This is a genomic window from Marinomonas sp. 63XJN7_9_ISO-PGPR-S23-217, from assembly GCF_056173515.1.
This window is the reverse complement of record NZ_CM149678.1, coordinates 5,188,952-5,215,569: the sequence shown is the minus strand read 5'-3', so window position 1 is coordinate 5,215,569 and position 26,618 is coordinate 5,188,952. Positions and strand designations below refer to the sequence as shown.

Annotated in this window: 34 protein-coding genes; all 34 read left to right on the top strand. The window is 46.1% G+C overall.

Going from position 1 to position 26,618, the window contains the following annotated elements; genetic code table 11:
• Positions 1-169: 169 nt before the first annotated feature.
• The 34 genes from rplJ (at position 170) to rpsD (ending at position 26,608) form a co-directional block, all read left to right on the top strand.
• Complete coding sequence (gene rplJ / locus AC0VYI_RS24290) at positions 170-670, top strand: 50S ribosomal protein L10 (RefSeq protein WP_199477984.1); 501 nt, start codon at positions 170-172, stop codon at positions 668-670.
• A gap of 82 nt (positions 671-752) precedes the next feature.
• Positions 753-1,121, top strand: coding sequence for a 50S ribosomal protein L7/L12 (gene rplL, locus AC0VYI_RS24285; RefSeq protein ID WP_475446147.1), 369 nt, complete (start codon positions 753-755; stop codon positions 1,119-1,121).
• Positions 1,122-1,308: 187 nt separating this feature from the next.
• On the top strand, positions 1,309-5,409 hold the full coding sequence (gene rpoB / locus AC0VYI_RS24280) for a DNA-directed RNA polymerase subunit beta (protein WP_475446145.1): 4,101 nt from the start codon (positions 1,309-1,311) through the stop codon (positions 5,407-5,409).
• Between the two features lie 65 nt (positions 5,410-5,474).
• Positions 5,475-9,677 (top strand): DNA-directed RNA polymerase subunit beta', encoded by a 4,203-nt coding sequence (gene rpoC / locus AC0VYI_RS24275; RefSeq protein WP_199477987.1) that lies wholly within the window; start codon positions 5,475-5,477, stop codon positions 9,675-9,677.
• 136 nt (positions 9,678-9,813) lie between these two features.
• A complete protein-coding gene (gene rpsL / locus AC0VYI_RS24270) occupies positions 9,814-10,185 on the top strand; it encodes a 30S ribosomal protein S12 (RefSeq protein WP_013659444.1) in 372 nt (123 codons plus the stop codon).
• Between the two features lie 94 nt (positions 10,186-10,279).
• A complete protein-coding gene (gene rpsG, locus AC0VYI_RS24265; RefSeq protein WP_475446143.1) occupies positions 10,280-10,753 on the top strand; it encodes a 30S ribosomal protein S7 in 474 nt (157 codons plus the stop codon).
• Positions 10,754-10,774: 21 nt separating this feature from the next.
• Positions 10,775-12,868 (top strand): elongation factor G, encoded by a 2,094-nt coding sequence (gene fusA / locus AC0VYI_RS24260; RefSeq protein ID WP_475446141.1) that lies wholly within the window; start codon positions 10,775-10,777, stop codon positions 12,866-12,868.
• Positions 12,869-12,904: 36 nt separating this feature from the next.
• Positions 12,905-14,128, top strand: coding sequence for an elongation factor Tu (gene tuf / locus AC0VYI_RS24255; RefSeq protein WP_199477990.1), 1,224 nt, complete (start codon positions 12,905-12,907; stop codon positions 14,126-14,128).
• Positions 14,129-14,334: 206 nt separating this feature from the next.
• Positions 14,335-14,646 (top strand): 30S ribosomal protein S10, encoded by a 312-nt coding sequence (gene rpsJ, locus AC0VYI_RS24250; RefSeq protein ID WP_012071937.1) that lies wholly within the window; start codon positions 14,335-14,337, stop codon positions 14,644-14,646.
• Between the two features lie 127 nt (positions 14,647-14,773).
• The gene (gene rplC / locus AC0VYI_RS24245) at positions 14,774-15,412 is read left to right on the top strand and encodes a 50S ribosomal protein L3 (RefSeq protein ID WP_199477991.1); all 639 of its coding nucleotides are present in this window, start codon (positions 14,774-14,776) and stop codon (positions 15,410-15,412) included.
• Between the two features lie 12 nt (positions 15,413-15,424).
• The gene (gene rplD / locus AC0VYI_RS24240; RefSeq protein WP_199477992.1) at positions 15,425-16,030 is read left to right on the top strand and encodes a 50S ribosomal protein L4; all 606 of its coding nucleotides are present in this window, start codon (positions 15,425-15,427) and stop codon (positions 16,028-16,030) included.
• Positions 16,027-16,323 carry a 50S ribosomal protein L23 gene (gene rplW / locus AC0VYI_RS24235; RefSeq protein ID WP_067020142.1) on the top strand — a complete coding sequence of 99 codons (297 nt, stop codon included), beginning with the start codon at positions 16,027-16,029 and terminating at the stop codon, positions 16,321-16,323. Before rplD ends, rplW begins: the two co-directional genes overlap by 4 nt.
• 14 nt (positions 16,324-16,337) lie before the next feature.
• Entirely contained in the window at positions 16,338-17,162 is an 825-nt protein-coding gene (rplB, locus tag AC0VYI_RS24230; protein ID WP_199477993.1) for a 50S ribosomal protein L2, read from the top strand.
• Positions 17,163-17,177: 15 nt separating this feature from the next.
• Positions 17,178-17,453 (top strand): 30S ribosomal protein S19, encoded by a 276-nt coding sequence (gene rpsS / locus AC0VYI_RS24225; RefSeq protein WP_036163121.1) that lies wholly within the window; start codon positions 17,178-17,180, stop codon positions 17,451-17,453.
• Between the two features lie 14 nt (positions 17,454-17,467).
• Complete coding sequence (gene rplV / locus AC0VYI_RS24220) at positions 17,468-17,800, top strand: 50S ribosomal protein L22 (RefSeq protein WP_067020136.1); 333 nt, start codon at positions 17,468-17,470, stop codon at positions 17,798-17,800.
• Between the two features lie 14 nt (positions 17,801-17,814).
• Complete coding sequence (gene rpsC, locus AC0VYI_RS24215; protein WP_199477994.1) at positions 17,815-18,495, top strand: 30S ribosomal protein S3; 681 nt, start codon at positions 17,815-17,817, stop codon at positions 18,493-18,495.
• Positions 18,496-18,505: 10 nt separating this feature from the next.
• Positions 18,506-18,919 carry a 50S ribosomal protein L16 gene (rplP, locus tag AC0VYI_RS24210; RefSeq protein WP_110577369.1) on the top strand — a complete coding sequence of 138 codons (414 nt, stop codon included), beginning with the start codon at positions 18,506-18,508 and terminating at the stop codon, positions 18,917-18,919.
• Positions 18,920-19,111 carry a 50S ribosomal protein L29 gene (gene rpmC, locus AC0VYI_RS24205; RefSeq protein WP_475446138.1) on the top strand — a complete coding sequence of 64 codons (192 nt, stop codon included), beginning with the start codon at positions 18,920-18,922 and terminating at the stop codon, positions 19,109-19,111.
• A gap of 1 nt (position 19,112) precedes the next feature.
• Positions 19,113-19,373 carry a 30S ribosomal protein S17 gene (gene rpsQ, locus AC0VYI_RS24200; protein WP_013797833.1) on the top strand — a complete coding sequence of 87 codons (261 nt, stop codon included), beginning with the start codon at positions 19,113-19,115 and terminating at the stop codon, positions 19,371-19,373.
• A gap of 51 nt (positions 19,374-19,424) precedes the next feature.
• A complete protein-coding gene (rplN, locus tag AC0VYI_RS24195; RefSeq protein ID WP_067020125.1) occupies positions 19,425-19,793 on the top strand; it encodes a 50S ribosomal protein L14 in 369 nt (122 codons plus the stop codon).
• Between the two features lie 16 nt (positions 19,794-19,809).
• A complete protein-coding gene (rplX, locus tag AC0VYI_RS24190; RefSeq protein WP_475430127.1) occupies positions 19,810-20,127 on the top strand; it encodes a 50S ribosomal protein L24 in 318 nt (105 codons plus the stop codon).
• Positions 20,128-20,144: 17 nt separating this feature from the next.
• A complete protein-coding gene (rplE, locus tag AC0VYI_RS24185) occupies positions 20,145-20,684 on the top strand; it encodes a 50S ribosomal protein L5 (RefSeq protein WP_067020119.1) in 540 nt (179 codons plus the stop codon).
• Between the two features lie 12 nt (positions 20,685-20,696).
• The gene (gene rpsN, locus AC0VYI_RS24180) at positions 20,697-21,002 is read left to right on the top strand and encodes a 30S ribosomal protein S14 (RefSeq protein WP_199477996.1); all 306 of its coding nucleotides are present in this window, start codon (positions 20,697-20,699) and stop codon (positions 21,000-21,002) included.
• A 129-nt stretch (positions 21,003-21,131) separates the two neighbouring features.
• Positions 21,132-21,524: a 30S ribosomal protein S8 gene (gene rpsH / locus AC0VYI_RS24175; RefSeq protein ID WP_199477997.1), complete on the top strand. Its 393-nt coding sequence runs from the start codon at positions 21,132-21,134 to the stop codon at positions 21,522-21,524.
• A gap of 8 nt (positions 21,525-21,532) precedes the next feature.
• Complete coding sequence (rplF, locus tag AC0VYI_RS24170; RefSeq protein WP_199477998.1) at positions 21,533-22,066, top strand: 50S ribosomal protein L6; 534 nt, start codon at positions 21,533-21,535, stop codon at positions 22,064-22,066.
• Between the two features lie 10 nt (positions 22,067-22,076).
• A complete protein-coding gene (rplR, locus tag AC0VYI_RS24165; RefSeq protein WP_067020107.1) occupies positions 22,077-22,427 on the top strand; it encodes a 50S ribosomal protein L18 in 351 nt (116 codons plus the stop codon).
• Between the two features lie 10 nt (positions 22,428-22,437).
• The gene (gene rpsE / locus AC0VYI_RS24160) at positions 22,438-22,938 is read left to right on the top strand and encodes a 30S ribosomal protein S5 (protein WP_067020104.1); all 501 of its coding nucleotides are present in this window, start codon (positions 22,438-22,440) and stop codon (positions 22,936-22,938) included.
• Positions 22,939-22,944: 6 nt separating this feature from the next.
• Positions 22,945-23,130, top strand: coding sequence for a 50S ribosomal protein L30 (gene rpmD / locus AC0VYI_RS24155; RefSeq protein ID WP_199478000.1), 186 nt, complete (start codon positions 22,945-22,947; stop codon positions 23,128-23,130).
• A 1-nt stretch (position 23,131) separates the two neighbouring features.
• Positions 23,132-23,566 carry a 50S ribosomal protein L15 gene (gene rplO / locus AC0VYI_RS24150; RefSeq protein ID WP_199478001.1) on the top strand — a complete coding sequence of 145 codons (435 nt, stop codon included), beginning with the start codon at positions 23,132-23,134 and terminating at the stop codon, positions 23,564-23,566.
• Positions 23,567-24,898, top strand: coding sequence for a preprotein translocase subunit SecY (gene secY / locus AC0VYI_RS24145; protein WP_199478002.1), 1,332 nt, complete (start codon positions 23,567-23,569; stop codon positions 24,896-24,898). It begins immediately after the preceding gene.
• Between the two features lie 18 nt (positions 24,899-24,916).
• On the top strand, positions 24,917-25,030 hold the full coding sequence (gene rpmJ / locus AC0VYI_RS24140) for a 50S ribosomal protein L36 (protein WP_055462823.1): 114 nt from the start codon (positions 24,917-24,919) through the stop codon (positions 25,028-25,030).
• A gap of 125 nt (positions 25,031-25,155) precedes the next feature.
• A complete protein-coding gene (gene rpsM, locus AC0VYI_RS24135) occupies positions 25,156-25,512 on the top strand; it encodes a 30S ribosomal protein S13 (protein ID WP_067020090.1) in 357 nt (118 codons plus the stop codon).
• 66 nt (positions 25,513-25,578) lie between these two features.
• Positions 25,579-25,971: a 30S ribosomal protein S11 gene (rpsK, locus tag AC0VYI_RS24130; protein ID WP_012071913.1), complete on the top strand. Its 393-nt coding sequence runs from the start codon at positions 25,579-25,581 to the stop codon at positions 25,969-25,971.
• Positions 25,972-25,987: 16 nt separating this feature from the next.
• Positions 25,988-26,608 (top strand): 30S ribosomal protein S4, encoded by a 621-nt coding sequence (gene rpsD / locus AC0VYI_RS24125; RefSeq protein ID WP_199478003.1) that lies wholly within the window; start codon positions 25,988-25,990, stop codon positions 26,606-26,608.
• The last annotated feature ends 10 nt before the right edge of the window (positions 26,609-26,618 follow it).

Below are 26,618 nucleotides of genomic sequence, written 5' to 3'. Positions count from 1 at the left end.
GCAGGAACCTTTGGGTTTAATAACAACGTTGGAAAATGTTGGTCCTGCGCAGATGGTGTGGCCCGATTCAGATAAACTGGATCTAACTCACCAGCAAGTACTTCGAGTAATCGGAGAGTTGGTAAAAACAAGAGAGTAATTTACTCTCTGCTAATCCAGGAGAAAACCAGTGGCATTAGGTCTAGAAGACAAAAAAGCCATTGTCGCCGAAGTTAGCGAAGCGGCCAAAACTGCGTTGTCTGCGGTTGTTGCTGATTCTCGCGGTGTTACCGTGAGCAGCATGACAGCACTTCGTAAAGAAGCGCGCGAAGCGGGTGTTTTCGTACGAGTCGTACGTAACACATTGGCTCGCCGTGCAGTGGAAGGCACAGACTTCGAATGTCTAACTGAGAGCTTTGTTGGCCCTACGCTAATTGCTTTCTCAAACGAACACCCAGGTGCGGCGGCTCGTTTGTTGAAAACTTTTGCGAAAGCGAATGACAAGTTTGAAGTAAAAGCATTGGCGTTCAACGGTGAGTTGATCCCAGCTGGCGACATTGATCGTTTGGCAACATTGCCTACATACGATGAAGCTATTGCGAAGCTTATGAGTGTAATGCAGGGTGCAACAAGCAAACTTGCTCGTACTCTTGCAGCAATTCGCGACCAAAAAGAGCAAGAAGCGGCGTAATACGGTTTATCGTATCCCTTCTTGATAAATATTTTGTTTTATCACCCTTGGGTGATTATAAAGAATGCTAGGAATCTGAGTCATGGCTCTAACTAAAGAAGATATCATCAATGCAGTAGCAGAAATGTCTGTAATGGATGTTGTTGAACTAATTTCAGCAATGGAAGAAAAATTCGGTGTAACTGCAGCGGTTGCTGCTGCTGGTCCTGCTGCTGAAGCTGGCCCTGCTGCTGAAGCTCAAACTGAATTTGACGTTGTTCTTACTGCTGCTGGCGATAAGAAAGTTAACGTAATCAAAGCGGTTCGTGCGGCAACTGGTCTTGGCTTGAAAGAAGCGAAAGGCATGGTTGACGGCGCTCCTGCGACGGTTAAAGAAGGCGTTTCTAAAGAAGACGCTGACGCACTTAAAGCAGCTCTTGAAGAGGCTGGTGCATCTGTCGAAATCAAGTAATGATACTTGTATTTCCAGATTTCGACCTATAGTCGAAATGGCTGGTGACGTATTGTCACCGGCCTTTTTGGGTTTCTATAAACTCAAATAAAATCAAAAGAATTTTCAAATGGGAGATTATGCTCCCATATATGGTAAGGCCTGATTTGGGCCTTTTGCGTCAATGTGCACAAGCTGGGGAATGCTGATGGCTTACTCATACACTGAGAAAAAACGTATCCGTAAGGATTTCGGTAAACTGCCGCCCGTTTTGGATGTGCCATACTTGCTGGCAATTCAGCTTGAATCCTACCGTAGTTTTCTGCAAGAAGGTAAAGCGATTGCAGAGCGTGAGGAATTAGGTCTGCATGGGGCCTTTAAATCTGTCTTTCCAATGGTCAGCTTTTCCGGCAATGCGGCGCTAGAATACGTCGATTACCGTTTAGGCAAGCCAGTATTTGATGTTAAAGAGTGTCAGTTGCGTGGTGTTACTTACGCAGCGCCTCTTCGTGTTCGAGTTCGACTCATCATTTATGATAAAGAGTCCTCAAACAAGGCCATCAAAGACATCCGCGAGCAAGAAGTCTACATGGGCGAAATTCCGCTTATGACAGACAATGGTACCTTTGTTATTAACGGGACTGAGCGTGTTATCGTCTCTCAATTACACCGCTCTCCTGGTGTGTTTTTTGATCATGATCGTGGCAAAACACACTCATCAGGTAAATTGTTACATTCTGCTCGTGTTATTCCTTATCGTGGTTCATGGTTGGATTTCGAGTTTGATCCGAAAGACTGCGTGTTTGTACGTATAGATCGCCGTCGTAAACTGCCTGTAACGATTTTGTTGCGTGCGTTGGGCTTCGATACAGAACAAATTTTAGACACTTTCTTTGAGACAACCCGTTTCTTCTTAACCCGTGATGGTTTCGAGATGGAGTTGATCGCCAACCGCCTTCGTGGCGAAACGGCTTTGTTTGATATTACCGATGCAAACGGTGAAATCATTGTTGAGGAAAGTCGTCGTATTACTGCTAAGCATATTCGTGTAATGGAAAAAGCAGGCCTTGAGCGCCTATCTGTTCCACTTGAATACATGCTAGGTAAGGTCACAGCGAAAAATCTTATCCACCCTGCAACGGGTGAGCTTATTGCTGAAGCGAATACAGAATTATCTGTTGAGCTTTTAGAGGCGTTGGTGAGTGCGGGTATTACAGAGATAGATACCTTATACACCAATGATCTGGATAGTGGTCCATTTATTTCAGATACGCTTCGCATTGATCCAACCAATAATCAGTTGGAAGCATTGGTAGAGATTTACCGTATGATGCGTCCTGGCGAGCCACCAACCAAAGAATCTGCCGAAGGCTTATTCCAAGGTTTGTTCTTCGCCGAAGATCGTTACGACTTATCTAACGTGGGTCGAATGAAATTTAACCGCCGTCTAGGCCGTGAAGAAGACACCGGTCCTGGCGTATTGGATAACGATGATATCGTAGCGGTTCTAAAAACCTTGCTTGATATTCGCAACGGTAACGGCATGGTGGACGATATTGACCACTTGGGTAACCGTCGTGTTCGTTCCGTTGGTGAAATGGCTGAAAACCAATTCCGCGTAGGTCTTGTACGTGTTGAGCGTGCCGTGAAAGAGCGTCTGTCTATGGCAGAAGCGGATGGCTTAATGCCACAAGACTTGTTGAATGCGAAACCTGTAGCAGCGGCGATCAAAGAATTCTTTGGTTCTAGCCAGTTGTCTCAGTTTATGGACCAAAACAATCCGCTTTCTGAGGTCACTCATAAGCGTCGTGTTTCCGCGTTAGGCCCCGGTGGTTTGACTCGTGAACGCGCAGGCTTTGAAGTGCGTGACGTACATGCCACTCACTATGGTCGTGTTTGTCCAATCGAAACGCCTGAAGGTCCAAACATCGGTTTGATCAACTCGCTCTCAACGTATGCGCGTACTAACAGCTACGGCTTCTTGGAAACGCCTTACCGTAAAATTGTTGACGGCAAGATGACGGACGAAACGGTTTATGTTTCGGCAATCGATGAAGCGAAATATGTTATTGCCCAGGCGTCTGCAAACGTAGATGAAGAAGGGCGCTTGGTGGACGAGCTGGTTCAAGTGCGTCACATGCATGAAACCACTTTGATTCCAAAAGAAAAAGTTAACTTGATGGACGTGTCTCCACGTCAGGTAGTGTCGGTAGCCGCTTCATTGATTCCATTCTTGGAACACGATGACGCGAACCGTGCCTTGATGGGATCGAACATGCAACGTCAAGCAGTGCCAACATTGAAGGCGGATAAGCCAGTCGTTGGTACGGGTATGGAGAAAAACGTTGCCAAAGACTCTGGTGTTTGTATCGTTGCTAAGCGTGGCGGTGTGATTGAGTCAGTTGATGCGAGTCGTATCGTTGTTCGTGTTAACTCGGAAGAAACGGTAGCGGGTGAAGCAGGTGTTGACATCTATAGCTTAACCAAATACGTACGTTCTAACCAAAATACCTGTATTAATCAGCGTACCTTGGTGATGAAAGGCGAGAGAGTATCGGTTGGTGATATTATGGCCGATGGTCCTTCCGTTGATATGGGGGATTTGGCGTTGGGTCAAAACATGCGTATCGCTTTCATGCCTTGGAATGGTTATAACTTCGAAGACTCGATTCTCGTGTCTGAGCGTGTTGTGGAGGAGGATCGTTTTACTTCCATTCACATTCAAGAACTGACTTGTGTGGCGCGTGATACCAAGCTTGGGCCTGAAGAAATTACGGCCGATATCCCGAACGTGGGTGAAGGTGCTCTTTCTAAACTGGACCAATCCGGTATCGTTTACATCGGTGCGGAAGTGGAGCCAGGTGATATTCTTGTTGGCAAGGTAACACCGAAAGGTGAAACCCAGTTGACGCCTGAAGAGAAACTTTTGCGAGCGATCTTTGGTGAGAAAGCGTCTGACGTAAAAGATACGTCTCAGCGAGTGAAAACAGGTACTCGCGGTACGGTTATCGATGTTCAAGTCTTTACTCGCGATGGCATTGAAAAAGACGAGCGTGCCAAGTCTATTGAGAAGGCGCAACTTGACCAAGTTCGTAAGGATTTAAACGAAGAGTTTCGTATCGTTGAAAAAGCAACCTTTGAGCGTCTCGCTGAGGCCTTAATTGGTCAACAAGCAGAAGGCGGCCCTAGTTTAGCTCGCAATGCGATCATTACGGAAGATTACTTGGCGAATCTAGATCACCCTGAGTGGTTTAAAATTCGTGTTGCCAACGAAGAGGCTAGTGAGCAGCTTGAAAAAGCACAAGCCGCTTTGATTGAGCGCCGTAAAGAGCTTGATGCGAAGTTCGAAGATAAAAAACGCAAATTGCAAACAGGCGATGATTTAGCACCTGGCGTGCTTAAGATTGTGAAAGTTTACGTTGCCATTAAGCGTCGTATTCAGCCTGGTGATAAAATGGCCGGTCGTCACGGTAACAAGGGTGTAATCTCTAAGATCATGCCTGTTGAAGATATGCCGTACGATGAAAACGGTGATCCAGTTGATATCGTGTTGAACCCGCTGGGTGTACCATCGCGTATGAACGTGGGTCAGGTTCTAGAGACTCACTTAGGTGCGGCTTCTAAAGGCTTAGGTCGTAAGATCAATGAAATGCTGGCGGTTGAACGCGAAAAAGCGGAAGCAGTAGCTGAACTGCGTCGTTTCCTTGATGAGATCTATAATGGTTACGAAGGTGACTTGCGTTGTGCGCGTACGGAAGATCTGGACAGCTTTACAGACGAAGAAATTTTAACCTTGGCGAAAAACCTAACAGGTGGTGTGCCAATGGCGTCTGGTGCCTTTGATGGTGCGAAAGAAGCTGAGATCAAACGTATGTTGCGTTTGGCTGGCTTGAATGAAAGTGGTCAGGTTCGTTTGTTTAACGGCCGTACGGGTGATGCGTTTGAGCGTCCTGTAACCGTTGGTTACATGTACATGCTGAAATTGAACCACTTGGTCGATGACAAAATGCACGCACGTTCTACTGGTTCTTACAGCTTGGTTACTCAGCAACCGCTGGGTGGTAAAGCTCAGTTCGGTGGTCAGCGTTTCGGGGAGATGGAGGTATGGGCGCTAGAAGCATACGGTGCCGCTTACACACTTCAAGAGATGTTGACAGTCAAGTCTGATGATGTGAACGGCCGTACTAAGATGTATAAAAACATCGTTGATGGCGATCACAGAATGGAGCCTGGCATGCCTGAGTCCTTCAACGTGTTGGTGAAAGAGATTCGTTCTCTTGGTATCGATATCGAGCTGGAAAACGAATAAGCACGAATCACATTTGACCTGCTGGGGAGTACTTCTCCCCAGCCTTACGAGTGGGGCGAATATCCATGAAAGACTTATTAGGTCTTCTAAAATCACAGGGACAATCTGACGAGTTTGATGCGATCCGCATTGGCTTGGCATCACCAGATATGATTCGTTCATGGTCTTACGGTGAAGTTAAAAAGCCGGAGACCATCAACTACCGTACGTTCAAGCCTGAGCGTGACGGTTTGTTCTGTGCAAAAATCTTTGGTCCAATTAAGGACTACGAGTGTTTGTGTGGTAAATACAAGCGCTTGAAACACCGCGGTGTTATCTGTGAGAAGTGTGGCGTTGAGGTAGCTCTGTCAAAAGTGCGTCGTGAACGCATGGGGCACATCGAGCTTGCGTCACCTGTTGCTCACATTTGGTTCTTGAAATCTCTTCCATCACGTATCGGTCTTATCATGGATATGACGTTGCGTGATATTGAGCGTGTGCTTTACTTTGAATCTTTCATTGTGATTGATCCAGGTATGACAACGCTTGAGAAAGGGCAGTTGCTCAACGACGAGCAATACTTTGAAGCGCTAGAAGAGTTCGGTGACGAATTCGATGCCCGTATGGGGGCTGAAGCGGTTCAAATGTTGCTACGCGACTTAGACATGCCTGAAGAAATTAACAGCATGCGTGAAGAGCTCAACAGCACGAACTCTGAAACCCGTATTAAGAAGCTGTCTAAGCGTCTTAAGTTGGTTGAGGCTTTCTATCATTCTGGCAACAACCCAGAATGGATGGTGTTGGAAGTATTGCCTGTTCTTCCGCCAGATCTTCGTCCATTGGTGCCACTTGAGGGTGGTCGTTTTGCGACGTCTGATTTGAACGATCTTTACCGTCGTGTGATTAACCGTAACAACCGCTTGAAACGACTGCTAGAGCTATCGGCTCCAGACATCATTGTGCGTAATGAAAAACGTATGTTGCAAGAGTCTGTTGATGCGTTGCTCGATAATGGTCGTCGTGGTCGTGCGATTACCGGTTCCAACAAGCGCCCATTAAAATCTTTGGCCGATATGATCAAAGGTAAGCAAGGTCGTTTCCGTCAGAACTTGCTTGGTAAGCGTGTTGACTACTCTGGCCGTTCTGTAATCACAGTAGGTCCTTCTCTACGTCTGCACCAGTGTGGTTTGCCGAAGAAAATGGCTCTTGAGCTATTCAAGCCGTTCATCTTCTCTAAACTAGAACTTCGCGGCATGGCAACGACCATTAAAGCCGCTAAGAAAATGGTCGAGCGTGAAACACCTGAAGTATGGGATATCCTTGATGAGGTTATCCGCGAACATCCTGTGATGTTGAACCGTGCACCAACGCTTCACCGTTTGGGTATCCAAGCGTTTGAACCTATGTTGATCGAAGGTAAAGCGATTCAGTTGCACCCGCTTGTGTGTGCGGCCTATAACGCCGACTTCGACGGTGACCAAATGGCGGTTCACGTTCCATTGACTCTTGAAGCTCAGCTAGAAGCGCGTGCTTTGATGATGTCGACGAACAACATCCTGTCACCCGCAAACGGTGAACCAATCATCGTTCCTTCTCAGGACGTGGTATTGGGTCTGTACTACATGACGCGTGAGAAAATCAATGCCAAGGGTGAAGGCATGGCGTTTTCTGACATCAAAGAAGTACATCGCGCGTATGGTGCCAAGCAAGTTGAATTGCATGCGAAAGTCAAGGTGCGTATCAATCAAGTTGATACCACGTTAGATGGTGAAAAAGTGCCGTCGACTTTCATTGTAGACACAACCGTTGGTCGTGCTCTGTTGTTTGATATTGTGCCTGATGGCCTTCCTTTCTCAGTGGTTAACCAGCCAATGAAGAAAAAGGCGATCTCAAACTTGATCAACGAGTGTTACCGTAAAGTGGGCTTGAAAGAAAGCTGTATTTTTGCGGACCAATTGATGTACACCGGTTTTGCTTACGCAACGGCGTCTGGCTCGTCTGTTGGTGTGGATGACTTTGTTATTCCGCCAGAAAAAGCAGCGATCATTGCCAAAGCAGAAGCGGAAGTTAAAGAAATCGAATATCAATATGCAGATGGTCTTGTAACGCAAGGCGAGAAGTATAACAAGGTAATCGACTTGTGGTCTCGTACCAACGAAACCGTGACTGAAGCCATGATGAAAAACTTGGCAAAAGAGATGACCATCAACAAAGCGGGTGAAGAGGTTGAGCAGCAATCTTTCAACTCCGTTTACATGATGGCCGACTCTGGTGCCCGTGGTAGTGTGGCTCAGATGCGTCAGTTGGGTGGTATGCGTGGTCTGATGGCGAAACCGGATGGTTCTATCATCGAAACACCAATCACAGCGAACTTCCGTGAAGGTCTATCAGTACTTCAGTACTTTACCTCGACTCACGGTGCTCGTAAGGGTCTAGCTGATACGGCATTGAAAACGGCAAACTCTGGTTACTTGACTCGTCGTCTAGTAGACGTAGCGCAGGATTTGGTAATCACTGAAGTAGATTGTGGTTCAACAAATGGCATCAAAGTTAACGCGATGATTGAAGGTGGTGACGTTGTTGTCCCATTAGGTCATCGTGTATTGGGTCGCGTTGTGGCTCAAGATGTGATCGACACGAAAGGTGATTTGGTTCTTGCTGCTGGTACCTTGATCGATGAACATGATGTTCGTACGATTGAAGCAGCGGGTGTGGATGAGATGATCATTCGCTCTGTTATCACCTGTGATACACGTCACGGTGTATGTGCTAAGTGTTACGGTCGAGATCTCGCTCGTGGTCACCAAGTTAACATCGGTGAGGCGGTTGGTGTTGTTGCTGCGCAGTCTATCGGTGAACCGGGTACACAGTTAACCATGCGTACCTTCCACATCGGTGGTGCGGCGTCTCGAGCATCTGCTGTTGATAGCGTTCAGGTGAAGAGTGCGGGTACGGTACGTTTCCATAAAATGAAGAGCATCGTCCGCGATGCAGAGCATTTGGTGGTGGCGTCGCGTTCTTCTGAGTTGGCGATTGCGGATGAGGCAGGGCGTGAGAAAGAGCGTTACAAGCTTCCTTACGGCGCAGTATTGAGTGTACGTGAAGGTGATTCTGTGACAGCGGGTCAAATCGTTGCTAATTGGGATCCACACACCCACCCAATCGTCTCTGAGATGCAAGGTCGCCTTGAGTTCAGTGGTATGGAAGAAAACGTGACCATTCGTCGTCAGTCTGACGAAATGACAGGTTTGACCACCATTGAAGTCATGGAGATGCGTGACCGTCCGGCCGCGGGTAAAGACATTCGTCCGATGATCTCTGTAGTGGATGCGGATGGTAACCCAGTGTTGATTCCTGGTACGGAATCGCCTGTGCAATACATGTTGCCTGAGAAAGCTTTATTAAGCTTGGATCATGGTGCAACAGTGAAATCAGGTGAAGTTCTTGCTCGTATTCCGCAAGAATCACAAGGTAACAAAGATATTACCGGTGGTCTGCCTCGAGTGGCGGATTTATTCGAAGCTCGTCGTCCAAAAGACCCTGCTGTGATGGCAGAGACAAGTGGTGTGGTGAGCTTCGGTAAAGAAACCAAAGGTAAGATTCGTTTGGTCATCACACCACAAGATGGTAGTGATCCAATCGAGACATTGATTCCGAAATGGCGTCAAATCAACATATTTGATGGTGAAGAAGTGGCAAAAGGCGAGATTATCGCTGACGGTCCGCTAAGCCCTCATGATATCTTGCGTCTTCAAGGTGTAGAAGCGTTAGCCGATTACATCACGAATGAAGTGCAAGAAGTTTACCGCCTACAAGGTGTTGTGATTAACGATAAGCACATTGAAGTTATCGTTCGTCAAATGCTACGTAAAGTGGAAGTGGGTGAGTCTGGTGATACAGATCTTATCCAAGGTGATCAGGTTGAGTTGACTCAACTTCTAGACGCAAACGAAAAAGCGGAAGCGGAAGGTAAATTCCCCGCTAAGTTTGAGCGTGTGCTACTAGGTATCACCAAAGCCTCTTTGGCAACTGAGTCCTTTATATCAGCAGCGTCTTTCCAAGAAACAACTCGTGTTCTTACGGAAGGGGCGGTCACTGGTAAAAAAGATCACTTACGTGGCCTAAAAGAGAACGTTGTTGTGGGTCGATTAATTCCAGCTGGTACTGGTTTGGCTTACCACAATGAGCGCAAGCGTAAGAAAGAGCTTGCGCAAGCAGCGAAGGAAGGAAGTGCGTCAATTAGTGCCTCTGATGTAGAAGAAGCGTTAAGTGCAGCATTAAAAGGCTAGTTTTCGCTGTTAAATCGCGAGGGAGGTGATTTTTTAGTCGCCTCCCTATTGACTGTTTTATAGGCGCAAATTACACTTGCGCCTCCTTATTTTTGGCGATTTCCGCCATAAGAATTGGATCTGTGGAGCTTGTTTAATGGCAACCGTTAACCAGTTGGTTCGTAAACCACGTAAACGTAAAGTGGCAAAGAGTGACGTTCCTGCGTTACAAGCTTGTCCGCAACGCCGCGGTGTCTGCACTCGCGTCTATACTACTACACCTAAAAAGCCTAACTCGGCTTTGCGTAAAGTATGTCGTGTTCGCTTGACTAACGGCTTTGAAGTAACTTCCTACATCGGTGGTGAAGGTCACAACCTACAAGAACACAGCGTCGTGCTGATTCGCGGCGGTCGTGTAAAAGACCTTCCAGGTGTTCGTTATCACACTGTTCGTGGTAGCTTGGATACTTCAGGCGTACAAAATCGTAAGCAAGGCCGTTCTAAATACGGTACTAAACGTCCTAAGTAAGCTAACGCTGCTTAAATCATCGTTTAGACAAATTTTTTAATACAGTAAGGCCGAGCAAATGTTTGTCTCGGACGAGCCTGAAGAGGATATAGACATGCCTAGAAGACGCGTCGTCGCTAAGCGTGAAGTCCTTCCGGATCCTAAACACGGAAGCCAACTTCTTGCTAAGTTCATCAACCATGTAATGGTTAGTGGCAAAAAATCTGTTGCAGAGAGCATTGTTTACAATGCGCTTGAAACAGTTGCTACTCGTACTAAATCTGAAGATCCAATGGTGATCTTCGAAAAAGCCCTAGAATCTATCCAGCCAATGGTTGAGGTTAAATCTCGCCGTGTGGGTGGTGCGACTTACCAAGTCCCTGTAGAAGTACGTCCAGCTCGTCGCGCAGCATTGTCTATGCGTTGGTTGGTTGAAGCGTCTCGTAAGCGTGGTGAAAAATCCATGGCGCTACGTCTAGCAGGTGAAATTCTAGACGCTTCTGAGAATAAAGGTTCTGCTGTTAAGAAACGTGAAGACGTTCACCGTATGGCAGAAGCGAACAAAGCATTCTCGCACTACCGTTTCTAATCGACCGGAGCAACAAAGACAGTGGCACGTAAGACACCTATCAACCGCTACCGTAATATCGGTATCTGTGCGCATGTTGATGCGGGTAAAACGACGACAACTGAGCGCGTTCTTTTCTACACTGGTCTATCCCATAAAATTGGTGAGGTGCACGATGGTGCCGCAACAATGGATTGGATGGAACAAGAGCAAGAGCGTGGTATTACCATTACTTCAGCAGCAACGACTTGTTTCTGGAGTGGTATGAGTCAGCAGTTCGATCAGCACCGTATCAATATCATAGATACACCTGGACACGTCGATTTCACAATCGAAGTTGAGCGTTCTTTACGTGTCTTGGATGGTGCTGTTGTTGTGCTTTGTGGCTCATCCGGTGTACAACCTCAAACGGAAACCGTTTGGCGTCAAGCAAATAAATATGAAGTGCCTCGTATGGTGTTCGTCAATAAGATGGATCGTACGGGTGCTGATTATTTTTCTGTTGTTCGTCAGCTTAAAACGCGTTTGGGGGCTAATGCAGTGCCTATTCAGATCAATATTGGCACCGAAGATGATTTCAAAGGTGTGATTGATCTTGTGCTAATGAAAGCCATTATGTGGAATGAAGAAGATCAAGGGATGACTTTCAGTTTGGAAGACGTCCCAGCTGATTTGCTTGATGAAGCGATGGGCTGGCGTGAGCAAATGATAGAAGCTGCCGCTGAAGCGAATGAAGAATTGATGGATAAATACCTCGAAGAAGGGGATTTGTCTGTTGAGGATATTAAAGCCGGCTTACGGGCGCGCACATTAGCCAATGAAATTGTTTTGGTGACCTGTGGGTCTGCGTTTAAAAACAAAGGGGTTCAGGCTGTCCTGGATGCTGTTGTTGAGTACTTGCCTTCTCCGCTTGAAGTAAAAGCGATTGAAGGGACGCTTGAAGACGGTGAAACAGTTGTGACTCGTGTTGCTGATGATGAAGCACCGTTTTCTGCATTGGCATTTAAGATCGCAACAGATCCCTTTGTAGGGACGTTGACTTTCATTCGTGTGTATTCCGGAGTGTTGAAATCAGGCGATGCGGTTTACAACTCTGTTAAACAGAAGCGTGAACGTGTTGGCCGAATGGTTCAAATGCATGCAAACAATCGTGAAGAGATCAAAGAGGTATTAGCTGGAGACATCGCTGCCACTATCGGTATGAAGGATGTCACCACGGGTGATACGCTTTGTGATATGAATGATGTTGTTGTGCTTGAACGCATGGAATTTCCAGAGCCTGTTATCTCCGTTGCGGTTGAGCCAAAGTCTCAAGCCGATCAGGAGAAGATGGGGATTGCGTTAGGTAAATTGGCGCAAGAAGATCCGTCTTTCCGCGTTGAAACGCACGAAGAGACAGGGCAGACGATAATTTCTGGTATGGGTGAGTTGCACCTTGATATTCTCGTTGACCGTATGCGTCGTGAGTTCAAGGTGGAGGCAAACATTGGTAAGCCTCAAGTTGCCTATCGGGAAAAAATTCGCAAAGAAGTGACAGTTGATCACAAATTTGTACGTCAATCTGGTGGTCGTGGTCAGTATGGTCACGTCGTAATGAAGTTGATTCCTTCGGACTCCGAAGGTCTTGAATTCGTTAACGAAATTGTTGGTGGTGCTATTCCTAAAGAATACATCCCTGCAGTAGAAAAGGGTGTTTCAGAGCAAATGAAGAACGGTGTAATTGGAGGCTTTCCATTATTGGGGCTGAAGGTTGTACTGATCGATGGATCCTTCCATGATGTTGACTCTAACGAAATGGCCTTTAAAATTGCAGCTTCTCAAGGCTTGAAGAAAGGCGCAGTTGATGCTGATCCTTGTGTTCTTGAGCCTGTAATGAAAGTGGAAGTTGTTACCCCTGAAGAATACATGGGCGATGTGATGGGTGACCTGAATCGTCGTCGTGGTCTTGTACAGGGGATGGACGATTCCCCGTCTGGTAAGATTATTCGAGCGGAAGTGCCTTTGGGTGAGATGTTTGGATATGCAACGGACGTGCGTAGCTTGTCGCAAGGGCGTGCGAGTTATGCGATGGAATTTGAGAAATACGCTGAAGCACCAGCTAGTGTGGCAGACGCGATCATCAAAAATGAAGATTAATCATCATACTTACTAATTCATTAAGGTGTATGTATCATGGCAAAGAGTAAATTCGAACGTAATAAACCACACGTTAACGTTGGTACTATCGGTCACGTTGACCACGGTAAAACAACCCTAACTGCAGCATTGACTCGTGTATGTGCAGAAGTATTCGGCGGTACAGCTGTTGCTTTTGACGGTATCGATAATGCGCCAGAAGAGCGTGAGCGTGGTATCACAATCTCTACTTCTCACGTAGAGTACGATTCTCCAACTCGTCACTACGCACACGTAGACTGTCCTGGACACGCCGATTATGTTAAAAACATGATCACTGGTGCGGCTCAAATGGACGGTGCTATCCTAGTTTGTGGCGCGACTGACGGCCCTATGCCTCAGACTCGTGAGCACATCCTTCTTTCTCGTCAAGTAGGTGTACCTTACATCGTAGTTTTCCTTAACAAAGCTGACTTGTTGGCTGAAGACTGTGGCGGTGCGGATTCTGAAGAATACGCTGAAATGCTAGAGTTGGTTGAAATGGAACTACGTGACCTTCTTTCTGAATACGACTTCCCAGGTGATGATACTCCAATCATCCCAGGTTCTGCTTTGATGGCATTGAACGGTGAAGACGACAACGAAATGGGTACAACGGCTGTTAAGAAACTAGTTGAAACACTAGATACTTATATTCCTGAGCCTGAGCGAGCTATCGACGGTGCATTCATTATGCCTATCGAGGACGTATTCTCTATCCAAGGTCGTGGTACTGTAGTAACTGGCCGTGTAGAGCGTGGTATCGTTAAAGTTGGTGAAGAAGTTGAAATCGTTGGTATCAAAGATACAACTAAAACAACTTGTACTGGTGTAGAAATGTTCCGTAAACTGCTTGATGAAGGTCGTGCAGGTGAGAATGTTGGTGTTCTTCTGCGTGGTACTAAGCGTGATGACGTAGAACGTGGTCAAGTATTGGCTAAACCAGGTTCTATCACTCCTCACACTGAGTTCGAAGCTGAAGTATACGTTCTGTCTAAAGATGAAGGTGGTCGTCACACTCCATTCTTCAAAGGTTACCGCCCACAGTTCTACTTCCGTACAACTGACGTAACTGGTGCTTGTGAGCTTCCAGAAGGCGTAGAGATGGTTATGCCTGGTGATAACATCCAAATGACTGTGACTCTTATTCACCCAATCGCAATGGACGAAGGTCTACGTTTCGCGATTCGTGAAGGTGGTCGTACAGTAGGTGCGGGCGTTGTTGCTAAAGTTCTTAAATAATTAATTCTTTGAATTGGTTGTTCTGAACTAAAAAAGGCTGCTCGAATATGGGCAGCCTTTTTTTATCTAGAAGGTGAATTTCTGTCTTTCAGAGATTGGTTACTTGACAACCAGTTTTTGAATAGCTAATATTCGCCGTCCTTAAAAAGGATGTTGGCTTAAAAAATGTACAGTTAAGTCATCAAACATTGTATTTGGAGTTGGAAATGCAAAGCCAAAAAATCCGTATTCGTTTGAAAGCGTTTGATCATCGTCTGATCGATGCTTCAACACAAGAAATTGTGGACACAGCGAAACGTACAGGTGCGCAAGTGCGTGGACCGATTCCACTTCCTACTCGCAAAGAGCGTTACACAGTATTGATTTCACCACACGTAAATAAAGATGCGCGTGATCAGTATGAAATTCGTACACACAAACGTGTTCTAGACATCGTTGAGCCAACTGAAAAAACGGTTGACGCTTTAATGAAACTAGACCTTGCGGCAGGCGTGGAAGTACAAATTTCTTTGGGTTAATGACTCAAAGGTTGGGGTGCGAGAACCGGCTGGTTATCAGTCGGCTTATGCACAATAGTGGAATGATCTGGAATGATCAGCCGTAGCGGGTGATAGCCCCGTACACAACTGGCAAATGAGGTAAAAAATGGCTATTCAATTAGTCGGACGTAAAGCCGGAATGACACGTGTCTTCACTGAAGATGGTGTATCCGTGCCAGTAACTGTCATCGAGGTTGAACCGAACCGCGTTACTCAGGTGAAAACAACAGAAACTGATGGCTATCAAGCTGTTCAAGTCACTGTTGGTACTCGCCGTTCGAGCCGCGTCAACAAAGCTGCTGCAGGTCACTACGCAAAAGCAAATGTTGAAGCTGGTCGTGGTTTGTGGGAGTTCCGCCTGTCTGGTGACGAAAAAGAAATCAATGTTGGTGATGAGCTGACTGTAGCAGATTTCGAATCTATCTCTACGATTGATGTCACTGGTCAATCTAAAGGTAAAGGGTTTCAAGGTGCCATCAAGCGTCATAATTTCAGTATGCAAGACGCGACACATGGTAACTCATTGTCTCACCGTGCTCCTGGTTCTATCGGTCAATGTCAAACACCTGGTCGTGTTTGGAAAGGCAAGAAGATGGCAGGCCAAATGGGCGCAACACAAGTTACTACTCAGTCTTTGGAAGTAGTACGAGTTGACACAGAACGTAACCTTATCCTAGTGAAAGGTGCGGTTCCTGGCGCAGTTAACGGTGATGTTATTCTTCAATCTGCTGTTAAAGCACGCTAAGAGGGGTAGACAATGAACTTGAATCTTACAGGTGCGGAAGGGACTGTAGAAGTTTCTGAAGTAACCTTCGCTCGTGAATACAACGAAGCGCTCGTTCACCAAGTGGTTACGGCTTACTTGGCTGGTGCTCGTCAAGGCTCACGTGCACAAAAAACTCGCTCTGAAGTGGCCGGTGGCGGACGCAAACCTTGGAAACAAAAAGGTTCTGGTCGTGCTCGTGCAGGTACTATCCGTAGCCCTTTATGGCGCTCTGGTGGTGTGACTTTCGCGGCAAAACCACAAGATCACTCTCAGAAAGTAAACAAGAAGATGTATCGTGCAGCAATGCGCACCATCTGGTCTGAACTTGTACGTCAAGACCGTCTTGTTGTTGTTGAAGAGCTTAAATTGGATGCTCCAAAAACTAAGCTATTCAAAGCAAAAATGGCAGAATTGAATGTTGAGAACGCTTTGGTTGTTTCCCATGATTTGGATGACAATCTTTTCCTAGCGGCTCGCAACATCCCGAACGTAGATGTACGTGATGCAGCGTCTATCGACCCTGTTAGCTTGATTGCTTACGACAAAGTGTTGGTGACAGTTGGTGCTCTAAAACAAGTTGAGGAGACACTGGCATGATCGGCGAACGTATTTATAAAGTTCTGTTGGGTCCACACATCTCTGAAAAAGCGACTATCGTTGCCGAAGGTAATGGTCAGTACGTTTTTCGTGTAACTGGTGATGCAACAAAACCTGAAATCAAAAAAGCTATCGAAGCGCTTTTTGAAGTCAAAGTTGAGTCTGTTCGCACGTTGAACCATAAAGGTAAAACTAAGCGTACAGTTCGTGGTCTAGGTAAACGTAGTGACGTGAAAAAAGCGTATGTACGTTTGGCTGAAGGCCAAGAAATTGACTTCATGGTCGCTGAATAAGGGGAGATAGGTCAATGGCTGTTGTAAAAAGTAAGCCAACGTCTGCAGGCCGTCGTCACGTTGTTAAAGTTACCAACAACGATTTGCACAAAGGCGCACCATATGCACCTTTGCTAGACACAAAAAGCAAATCAGGTGGTCGTAACAATAACGGACGCATCACTACGCGTCACGTAGGTGGTGGTCATAAGCAGCATTACCGTGTTATTGATTTCCGTCGTAATAAAGATGGAATTCCTGCGGTAGTTGAGCGTTTGGAGTATGATCCAAACCGTTCTGCAAATATTGCATTGGTTAAATATGCTGATGGTGAGCGTCGTTACATAATCGCTTCCAAAGGTATGGTGGCTGGCAGTGTTGTTTCTAGTGGTGCAGATGCGCCTATCAAAGCGGGTAATACTTTGCCTCTGCAAAATATCCCAGTTGGTAGTACCGTACACTGCGTCGAGCTTAAGCCTGGTAAAGGTGCACAAGTTGCACGTTCTGCCGGAGCATCTGCTCAGCTAGTTGCTCGTGAAGGTCGTTACGTTACGCTGCGCCTACGTTCTGGCGAAATGCGTAAAGTATTGACTGAATGCCGCGCTACTTTGGGTGAAGTATCAAACTCTGAGCATAGCTTACGAGTTCTTGGTAAAGCTGGTGCTACGCGTTGGCGTGGTGTTCGTCCTACCGTTCGCGGTGCGGCGATGAACCCAGTGGATCACCCACATGGTGGTGGTGAAGGTCGTAGTAAGGGTGGTCGTCACCCAGTTACACCTTGGGGTGTGCCTACTAAAGGGTACAAAACACGCAGCAACAAGCGTACTGATAAACTTATTGTACGTCGCCGTACTAAGTAATAAGAGGAAACGACTGTGCCACGTTCACTAAAAAAAGGTCCTTTTATCGACCTTCATTTGTTGAAAAAGGTAGAGGCTGCGGTAGAGAAGAAAGATCGTCGTCCAATTAAAACTTGGTCACGCCGTTCTACTATCTTCCCTGACTTTGTAGGGTTGACTATCGCTGTCCATAATGGTCGCCAGCATGTTCCAGTTCTAGTAACTGAAGATATGGTCGGTCATAAACTGGGTGAGTTCGCTCCGACCCGTACATATCGTGGTCATGCTGCGGACAAGAAAGCCAAACGGTAATAAGGGGTATTAACATGAGTGAAGTAAGCGCTTCATTGAAAGGTGCTCGCCTCTCTGCGCAGAAGGCCCGTTTGGTTGTAGATCAAATCCGCGGCAAATCTGTTAGCGAAGCACTGAACATTTTAACGTTCAGTCCTAAAAAGGCGGCAGTAATTGTCAAAAAGGTACTAGAGTCTGCTGTAGCAAACGCTGAGCATAACGAAGGTGCTGATATTGATGACTTGCGTGTATCTACGGCGTATGTTGACGAGGCAATGACTCTGAAACGTATTATGCCACGTGCTAAAGGCCGTGCTGACCGTATTTTAAAACGCGGTTGCCATATTACAGTTAAAGTCGCTGACTAATTAGGAGAAACCCAATGGGTCAGAAGGTTCATCCAACTGGTATCCGCCTAGGGATAGTTAAAGATCATACCTCTACTTGGTATGCTAATAATCAAAACTACTCTAAGCTGCTATTAAATGATCTTCAGGTTCGTGCGTTCCTGGAGAAAAAATTGGTTCAGGCTTCTGTTTCTCGTATCGAGATACAACGTCCTGCTCAAACAGCTCGTATTACTATTCACACTGCCCGTCCAGGTATCGTGATTGGTAAGAAAGGTGAAGATGTTGAGAAACTACGCAACGACATTTCAGAAATGATGGGCGTGCCAGTTCATATCAACATTGAAGAAATTCGTAAGCCTGAATTAGATGCAAAATTGGTTGCGCAAAATATTGCTGGCCAACTTGAGCGTCGTGTTATGTTCCGTCGTGCAATGAAACGTGCGGTACAGAATGCTATGCGTGCAGGCGCGAAAGGTATCAAGGTTCAGGTAAGTGGTCGTCTAGGCGGTGCAGAAATTGCCCGAGCTGAGTGGTACCGTGAAGGCCGTGTGCCTCTACACACTCTACGTGCTGACATTGACTACGCTACTTATGAAGCATCTACAACTTACGGCATCATCGGTGTCAAGGTTTGGATCTTCAAAGGCGAAATCTTGGGCGGTATTGAGCAAGTGCGTGCTGATAAAGGCGCACAAAAGAAGAAGTCTAAGTAGGGGGTAAGTCATGTTACAGCCGAAACGTACTAAGTTCCGTAAGATGCAAAAAGGCCGTAATCGCGGTCTTGCTCTACGCGGCAACCAGGTTAGCTTTGGTGAATTCGGATTAAAGTCGACTGAACGTGGTCGTCTTACTGCTCGTCAAATTGAAGCGGCGCGTCGTGCAATGACTCGTCATATCAAACGTGGTGGTAAAATCTGGATTCGTGTATTCCCTGATAAGCCGATTACTCAGAAACCTCTTGAGGTTCGTCAGGGTAAAGGTAAGGGTAGCGTAGAATACTGGGTTGCACAGATTCAACCTGGCAAGATGCTTTATGAAGTTGAGGGCGTTTCAGAACAGCTAGCACGCGAAGCGTTTGCTCTAGCTGCTGCTAAGCTTCCTCTGTCCACAACTTTCGTAACGCGTACGGTGATGTAGATGAAAGCAAAAGAACTGCAAGAAAAGTCTGTAGCTGAGCTACAAGCGACCTTGATCGAACTGCTACGTGAGCAATTCACACTGCGTATGCAGAAAGCCACTGGTCAGTTGACGCAAACTCATTTGCTCTCGCAAGTTCGCCGCAATATCGCACGTGTTAAAAACGTGCTAAATGATAAGGCAGGTAACTAAGATGGCAGAAACAAAAGCGCGTACAGCTACTGGTAAGGTAGTAAGCGACAAGATGGATAAAACCATCACAGTACTAGTTGAACGTACAGAAAAACACCCTCTATACGGTAAGTTCGTTCGTCGTTCTACTAAATTACACGCTCACGATGAAAACAATGAGTGTCAGATCGGTGATACCGTTAAGGTCGTTGAAACACGCCCTTACTCTAAGTCTAAGACTTGGAATCTGGTTCAAGTTGTTGAGAAAGCAGCAGCTGTATAAGCTGCTCCTTCCTTCGTGAGACTTGTTATCTAATTTGATTGGAGAGCAGTGATGATTCAAACAGAATCGATGCTTGATGTAGCAGATAACAGCGGCGCAAAGCGTGTTCAGTGTATCAAAGTACTGGGTGGCTCACATCGTCGTTATGCTGCTATCGGTGACATTATTAAAGTCACAGTGAAAGAAGCGATCCCTCGCGGTCGTGTTAAGAAAGGGCAGGTTCTCAACGCTGTTGTTGTTAGAACTAAGAAAGGTGTTCGTCGTTCTGATGGCTCTGTAATCCGCTTTGATGTAAACTCTGCGGTTCTGCTAAATGCTTCAGGGCAGCCTATTGGTACTCGTATCTTTGGCCCTGTAACACGTGAATTGCGTACAGAGCAGTTCATGAAAATTGTTTCTCTTGCACCTGAAGTGCTGTAAGAGGGAGGGGACATTTATGCGTAAAATCAAACGTAACGACGAAGTTGTTGTGATTGCTGGTAAAGACAAAGGCAAACGTGGCAAAGTTGTTAAAGTAGTAGACGAGAGCCGAGTTCTTGTTTCTGGTGTCAATATGATCAAGAAACACGAAAAGCCAAACCCTATGAAGGGTTCAACTGGCGGCGTCGTTGAAAAAGAAGCACCTATCCAGGTTTCTAACGTAGCCATTTATAACAAGGCTACAGACAAAGCGGATCGCGTCGGCTTTAAATTGAATGAAGATGGTACAAAAGTGCGTATCTTCAAATCAAACAGTGAAGCGATCGACGCCTAAGAGCGAGAATTATAGCCATGGCGAGACTTAAGCAAGTATATAAAGATCAAGTTGTAGCAAAACTTACTGAAGAGTTTGCTTACAAAAACGTGATGGAAGTGCCTAAAATCACTAAAATCACATTGAACATGGGTGTTGGTGAAGCTATCGCAGACAAGAAACTTCTTGAGCATGCGGTAAATGATCTAGAAGCACTGAGCGGCCAAAAAGTTGTAGTAACTAAGGCGCGTAAATCTGTAGCAGGCTTTAAAATCCGTGACGGTTACCCGATCGGTTGTAAAGTAACGCTACGTGGTGAGCGTATGTGGGATTTCTTCGACCGTTTGGTTGATGTTGCTATTCCACGTATCCGTGACTTCCGTGGACTTAATCCTAAGTCTTTCGATGGTCGTGGTAACTACAGCATGGGTGTGAAAGAGCAGATCATCTTCCCTGAAATCGAATACGATAAAGTAGATCGTGTACGTGGTATGGATATTACCATTACTACGACTGCTCGTACCGACGAAGAAGGTCGTGCTTTGCTAGCCGCCTTTAGTTTCCCTTTCAAGAAATAAGAGGTAGGAATCATGGCTAAAGTATCAATGATTCAGCGCGAAGCAAAACGCACCAAATTAGTAGCTAAGTACGCTGAAAAGCGTGCAGCTCTAAAAGCGATCATTAGCGACGTTAATGCATCGGACGATGAAAAGTGGGAAGCAACGCTTAAATTGCAAGCGCTTCCTCGCGATTCATCTTCTTCTCGCCAACGTAACCGTTGCCAAGTGACTGGCCGTCCACACGGTGTATACCGTCGTTTCGGTTTGTCTCGTATCAAGTTGCGTGAAGCAGCGATGCGTGGTGACGTTCCAGGCTTGAAGAAAGCTAGTTGGTAAGCAAGTAGAGCGCGATCATAATACATAGCAGTGAGTGGGGTGTCTAATTACTGGACATTCTGCTCGCTGCTGTGTACTATGCGCGAGCTCTATTTGCTGCACAATGGTTTTTCAATTAGGAGCTCTTAAATGAGTATGCAAGATACCCTTGCGGATATGTTTACACGTATTCGTAATGCACAGATGGCTGCAAAGACCACTGTGAGCATGCCTTCATCAAAAATGAAGGTGTCAATTGCTTCCGTACTACGTGAAGAAGGTTACGTTGGTAACTATTCCGTAGACGAAGCAGTAAAACCGACGCTTACTATCGAATTAAAATACTTCGAAGGTAAGCCAGTTATCGAAGAAATTAAACGCGCATCTCGCCCAAGCTTGCGTCAATACAAAGGTTCTGCCTCTCTGCCTAAAGTAGAAGCTGGCCTTGGCGTTGCTATCATCTCTACCTCTAAAGGTGTGATGACTGACCGTGCAGCTCGTGCAGCTGGTATCGGTGGCGAAGTAATCTGCACTGTATTCTAGGAGTTAGTATGTCTCGAGTTGCTAATAGTCCCGTGACGCTTCCTAGTGGTGTAGAAGTCGCTCTTAAAGGCCAAAATGTTGTTGTTAAAGGCGGCAAAGGTTCTTTAGAGTTAGATGTTCACACAAGCGTTCAAGTGACTAAAGAAGAAAATGTTATCACCTTCGCAGCGCGCGATGGTGCGAAACAAAGCCGTGCCTTAGCTGGTACTACTCGTGCATTGGTTAACAACATGGTTGTTGGTGTTAGCCAAGGTTTCGAGAAACGTTTGATTCTTCAAGGTGTTGGTTACCGTGCTGCGATTAAAGGCAAAGTACTTAACCTGTCTCTGGGCTTTTCTCACCCAGTAGATTACGAACTACCTGAAGGTATTACAGCTGAATGTGCTTCTCAAACAGAAGTTGTGATCAAAGGCATTGATAAACAAGCCGTTGGTCAAGTGGCTGCAGAAGTTCGCGGTTTCCGTCCACCAGAGCCATACAAAGGCAAAGGTGTTCGCTATTCTGACGAAATTATTCGTCGTAAAGAAGCTAAGAAGAAGTAGGTAAGCATTCATGAACACTAAGAAACAATCTCGAATTCGTCGTGCACGTCGTGCGCGCCTACATATTCGTGAACTAGGTGCGAATCGTCTTACTGTACATCGCACACCACGCCATATGTATGCTCAAGTTATTTCTCCTTGTGGTAGTAAAGTGCTAGCAAGCGCTTCTACACTGGAAGAATCTCTACGTGCTACAGCGACTGGTAACAAAGAAGCGGCTAAACAAGTCGGTGCTTTGGTTGCTGCTCGCGCTAAAGAAGCAGGTGTCACTACGGTCGCTTTTGACCGTGCTGGCTTCAAATACCACGGACGTGTTCAAGCGCTAGCTGATGCCGCACGTGAAGCCGGTCTAGAGTTCTAAGGGGTAGCAAATGGCAGTTAATGAACAACAAACTAGCGACCTCCAAGAGAAGCTAGTACAGGTAAACCGCGTTGCTAAAGTTGTAAAGGGTGGTCGTATCTTCTCTTTTACTGCTTTAACAGTCGTTGGTGATGGAAATGGTAAGGTTGGCTTCGGTCGTGGTAAAGCGCGCGAAGTGCCTCAAGCAATCCAAAAAGCGATGGAGCAAGCTCGTCGCAACATGGTATCAGTAAAACTTGATGGTGATACACTTCAGTATCCAGTTAAAGCTGTGCATGGCGCTTCTAAGATTTACATGCAACCAGCCTCTCAAGGTACTGGTATCATCGCCGGTGGTGCTATGCGTGCAGTTCTTGAAATTGCAGGTGTTCACAACGTATTGGCGAAATGTTACGGCTCTACAAACCCAGTAAACGTAGTTCGCGCTACGATTAAAGGTTTGCAAGACATGAAAGCACCTGAGCAAATCGCGGCAAAACGCGGTAAGTCAGTCGATCAAATTTTGGGGTAATGTGTCATGGCGAATAAAACCATCACAGTTAAACTAACCCGTAGCCCGATCGGTCGTCTTCCAAAACACCGTGAAACAATCAAAGGCTTGGGTTTGCGTAAAGTTGGCCAAACTCGTGAACTGGAAGATACTCCAGCGGTACGTGGTATGGTTAATAAAGTTTATTACATGGTAAAAGTTGTAGGAGAGTAACATGTTCTTAAATACACTTCGTCCTGGCGAAGGTAGCAAACATGCTCCTAAACGTGTTGGTCGCGGTATTGGTAGCGGCTTGGGCAAAACCGGCGGACGTGGCCATAAAGGTCTTAAGTCTCGTTCTGGTGGCTCAGTAAAACCGGGTTTTGAAGGCGGTCAAATGCCATTGCAGCGTCGTCTGCCAAAATTTGGTTTTACCTCACGTCAGGCTAAGTATGTTGCTGAGGTTCGTTTAAACGAGCTTGCTGCTGTAAATGCTGAAGTTGTAGATTTGGCTGCTCTTAAAGGCGCCGACATCATTGGTCATCAAATTAAAACAGCGCGTGTAATCTTGTCAGGCTCGATCGACAAAGCGATTACCATTCGTGGTCTTAAAGTGACTAAAGGTGCTCGTGCCGCTATTGAAGCAGCTGGCGGAAAAGTCGAGGAATAAATGGCAAAGCGTGGCTCACTACCAGCTGGTATGCAAAATGGATTAAGCGAGCTTTGGTCTCGCATCCGTTTTGTGTTATTGGCAATTATTGTATATCGAATTGGTGCTCACATTCCTGTTCCAGGGATTAACCCTGATAGATTGTCTGCCCTATTTAACCAAAATGAAGGCACAATTCTGAGTTTATTTAACGTATTCTCAGGGGGCGCGCTCCAGCGAATGAGTATTTTCGCTCTCGGAATACTGCCCTATATTTCTGCCTCTATTATTATGCAGTTATTAACGGTTGTGAGTCCGCAGCTAGAGCAGTTGAAAAAAGAGGGTGAGGCGGGTCGTCGTAAGATTACCCAATATACTCGTTATGGTACGGTACTGTTAGCGCTTATCCAATCTGCCTCTATGGCGGTTGGTCTAGCCAGTCAAGGGATCGCTTTCCATGGTGGCCTACAATTCTACGGTGTTGCTGTAGTATCGTTGGTTGCTGGAACCGTGTTCTTGATGTGGTTGGGTGAGCAAGTAACTGAAAAGGGCATTGGTAATGGCATTTCCATTATCATCTTCTCTGGTATCGTGGCAGGTATTCCTGCTGCTCTAGGTCGCTCATTTGAATCGGCTCGTCAAGGCGATATTAATATTCTTGCTTTGTTGTTTATCGGTGTGATTGCTGTGGCAACCGTTGCGTTTGTGGTCTTTATCGAACGTGGCCAGCGTCGTATTACAGTGAATTACGCGAAACGTCAGCAAGGTAACAAGGTGTTTGCCGCACAGAAGAGTCATTTGCCGCTTAAGGTGAACATGGCAGGGGTTATCCCGCCTATTTTCGCTTCAAGTATCCTACTGTTTCCTGCGTCGATCGGCCAATGGTTTGGTCAAGGTAAGGGAATGGAATGGTTGCAAAATATCTCTCTGGCTCTAGCTCCTGGACAACCTCTATATGTGCTGTTGTTTGCGATAGCAATTGTTTTCTTTTGCTTCTTTTATACAGCGCTGGTGTTCAACCCTAAAGATGTGGCAGATAACTTAAAAAAATCCGGTGCGTTTTTGCCGGGTATTCGTCCAGGCGATCATACAGCTCGATATATTGATGGTGTAATGACCCGTTTGACCCTGTTTGGTGCGTTATACATCACACTAGTGTCTTTGATGCCTCAGTTCTTTGTTGTTGCGTGGAATGTTCCTTTCTACTTCGGTGGTACATCATTATTGATTATCGTTGTGGTAGTAATGGACTTTATGTCGCAAGTGCAAAGTCATTTGATGAGTCATCAGTACGAGTCGTTAATGAAGAAATCTAATCTGACTGGTTATGGTCCAAATGGCCTAATGCGTTAGCATAGGTTGGAGTTGAACATGAAAGTACGTGCATCTGTAAAGAAAATCTGTCGTAACTGCAAAATCGTTCGTCGTAACGGTTCAGTTCGAGTGATTTGCTCTGAGCCTCGCCATAAACAGCGTCAAGGTTAATAGCGAATTCGCTCTATGATGGGAAAAGGGTGGTTGATTTTTCGCCTAAATATAGGCATAATCAGCCGCCCTCATGAAAGCAAAGCGATGATTTGAAAATCATCCATAACAACGGAGTAAATTGAATGGCCCGTATAGCCGGTGTCAATATTCCTGACAATAAACATGCGGTCATTTCTCTGACTTACATCTTCGGAATTGGTCGCACTCGTTCGCGTGCAATTTGCGCCGCGTCAGGTGTTGCTGAAACTGCCAAAATCAGTTCTTTAAGTGATGAAACACTTGATGAACTTCGTGGTGAAGTTGCTAAGTATACTGTAGAAGGTGATCTACGCCGTGAAGTCAGCATGTCTATTAAACGTCTGATGGATCTTGGCTGTAATCGTGGTATTCGTCACCGCCGCAGCCTACCTGTTCGTGGTCAACGTACCAAAACGAACGCTCGCACACGAAAAGGCCCTCGTAAGCCTATTCGTAAGTAACATAAACGCGTTTCGCTCTAATTACTAAGTTCGTTAGAGCTGAGCATTAAATAGGAAAAGTGCAATATGGCTAAGCCAGCTACGCGCAATACCAAGAAAAAAGTCAAAAAGACGGTTGTTGATGGTGTTGCTCATGTACACGCGTCATTTAACAACACGATCGTGACTATCACCGACCGCCAAGGCAATGCTTTGTCTTGGGCTACAGCCGGTGGTTCTGGTTTTCGCGGATCTCGTAAAAGTACTCCTTTCGCAGCGCAGGTTGCTGCGGAGCGTGCCGGTACTGTCGCACAAGAATTCGGCCTTAAAAACGTTGACGTCATGATCAAGGGCCCAGGTCCAGGTCGTGAGTCCGCAGTTCGTGCATTGAATGCATTGGGCTTGCGTATCAATAACATCACAGATGTGACGCCAATCCCACACAATGGTTGCCGTCCACCTAAGAAACGTCGCGTTTAATTGAGGAGACAGATACATGGCTCGTTATATAGGTCCAACTTGTAAGTTGTCTCGTCGTGAAGGTACCGACTTGCAATTGAAGAGCGGTTCACGCGCTCTTGAGTCTAAATGTAAAGCAGAAACCGTTCCTGGTGTACATGGTGCACGTCGTGGACGCCTTTCTGACTACGGCTTGCAATTACGTGAGAAACAAAAAGTTCGTCGTATGTACGGCATTCTTGAAAAACAATTCCGTAACTACTACAAATCTGCTGCTCGTCTTAAGGGTGCAACAGGTGAAAACCTTCTGCAGCTTTTGGAATCACGTTTAGATAACGTTGTATACCGCGCAGGTTTTGGTTCTACTCGTGCGGAAGCTCGTCAACTAGTTGGCCATAAAGGTGTTCTAGTGAACGGCGCATCGGTTAACATTCCGTCTTACCAAGTTAAAGCTGGTGACGTGGTGTCTATCCGTGAAAAAGCGAAAAAACAATTGCGTGTTCAAAGCGCATTAGAGCTATCTAAAAATCGTGCACCGATCCACTGGATCGAAGTGGATACCACTAAATTGGAAGCAACTTACAAAGCTGCTCCAGAGCGTGCCGATTTATCAGCTGAAATTAATGAGAACCTAATCGTCGAACTTTACTCTAAGTAAGTCGGTGATT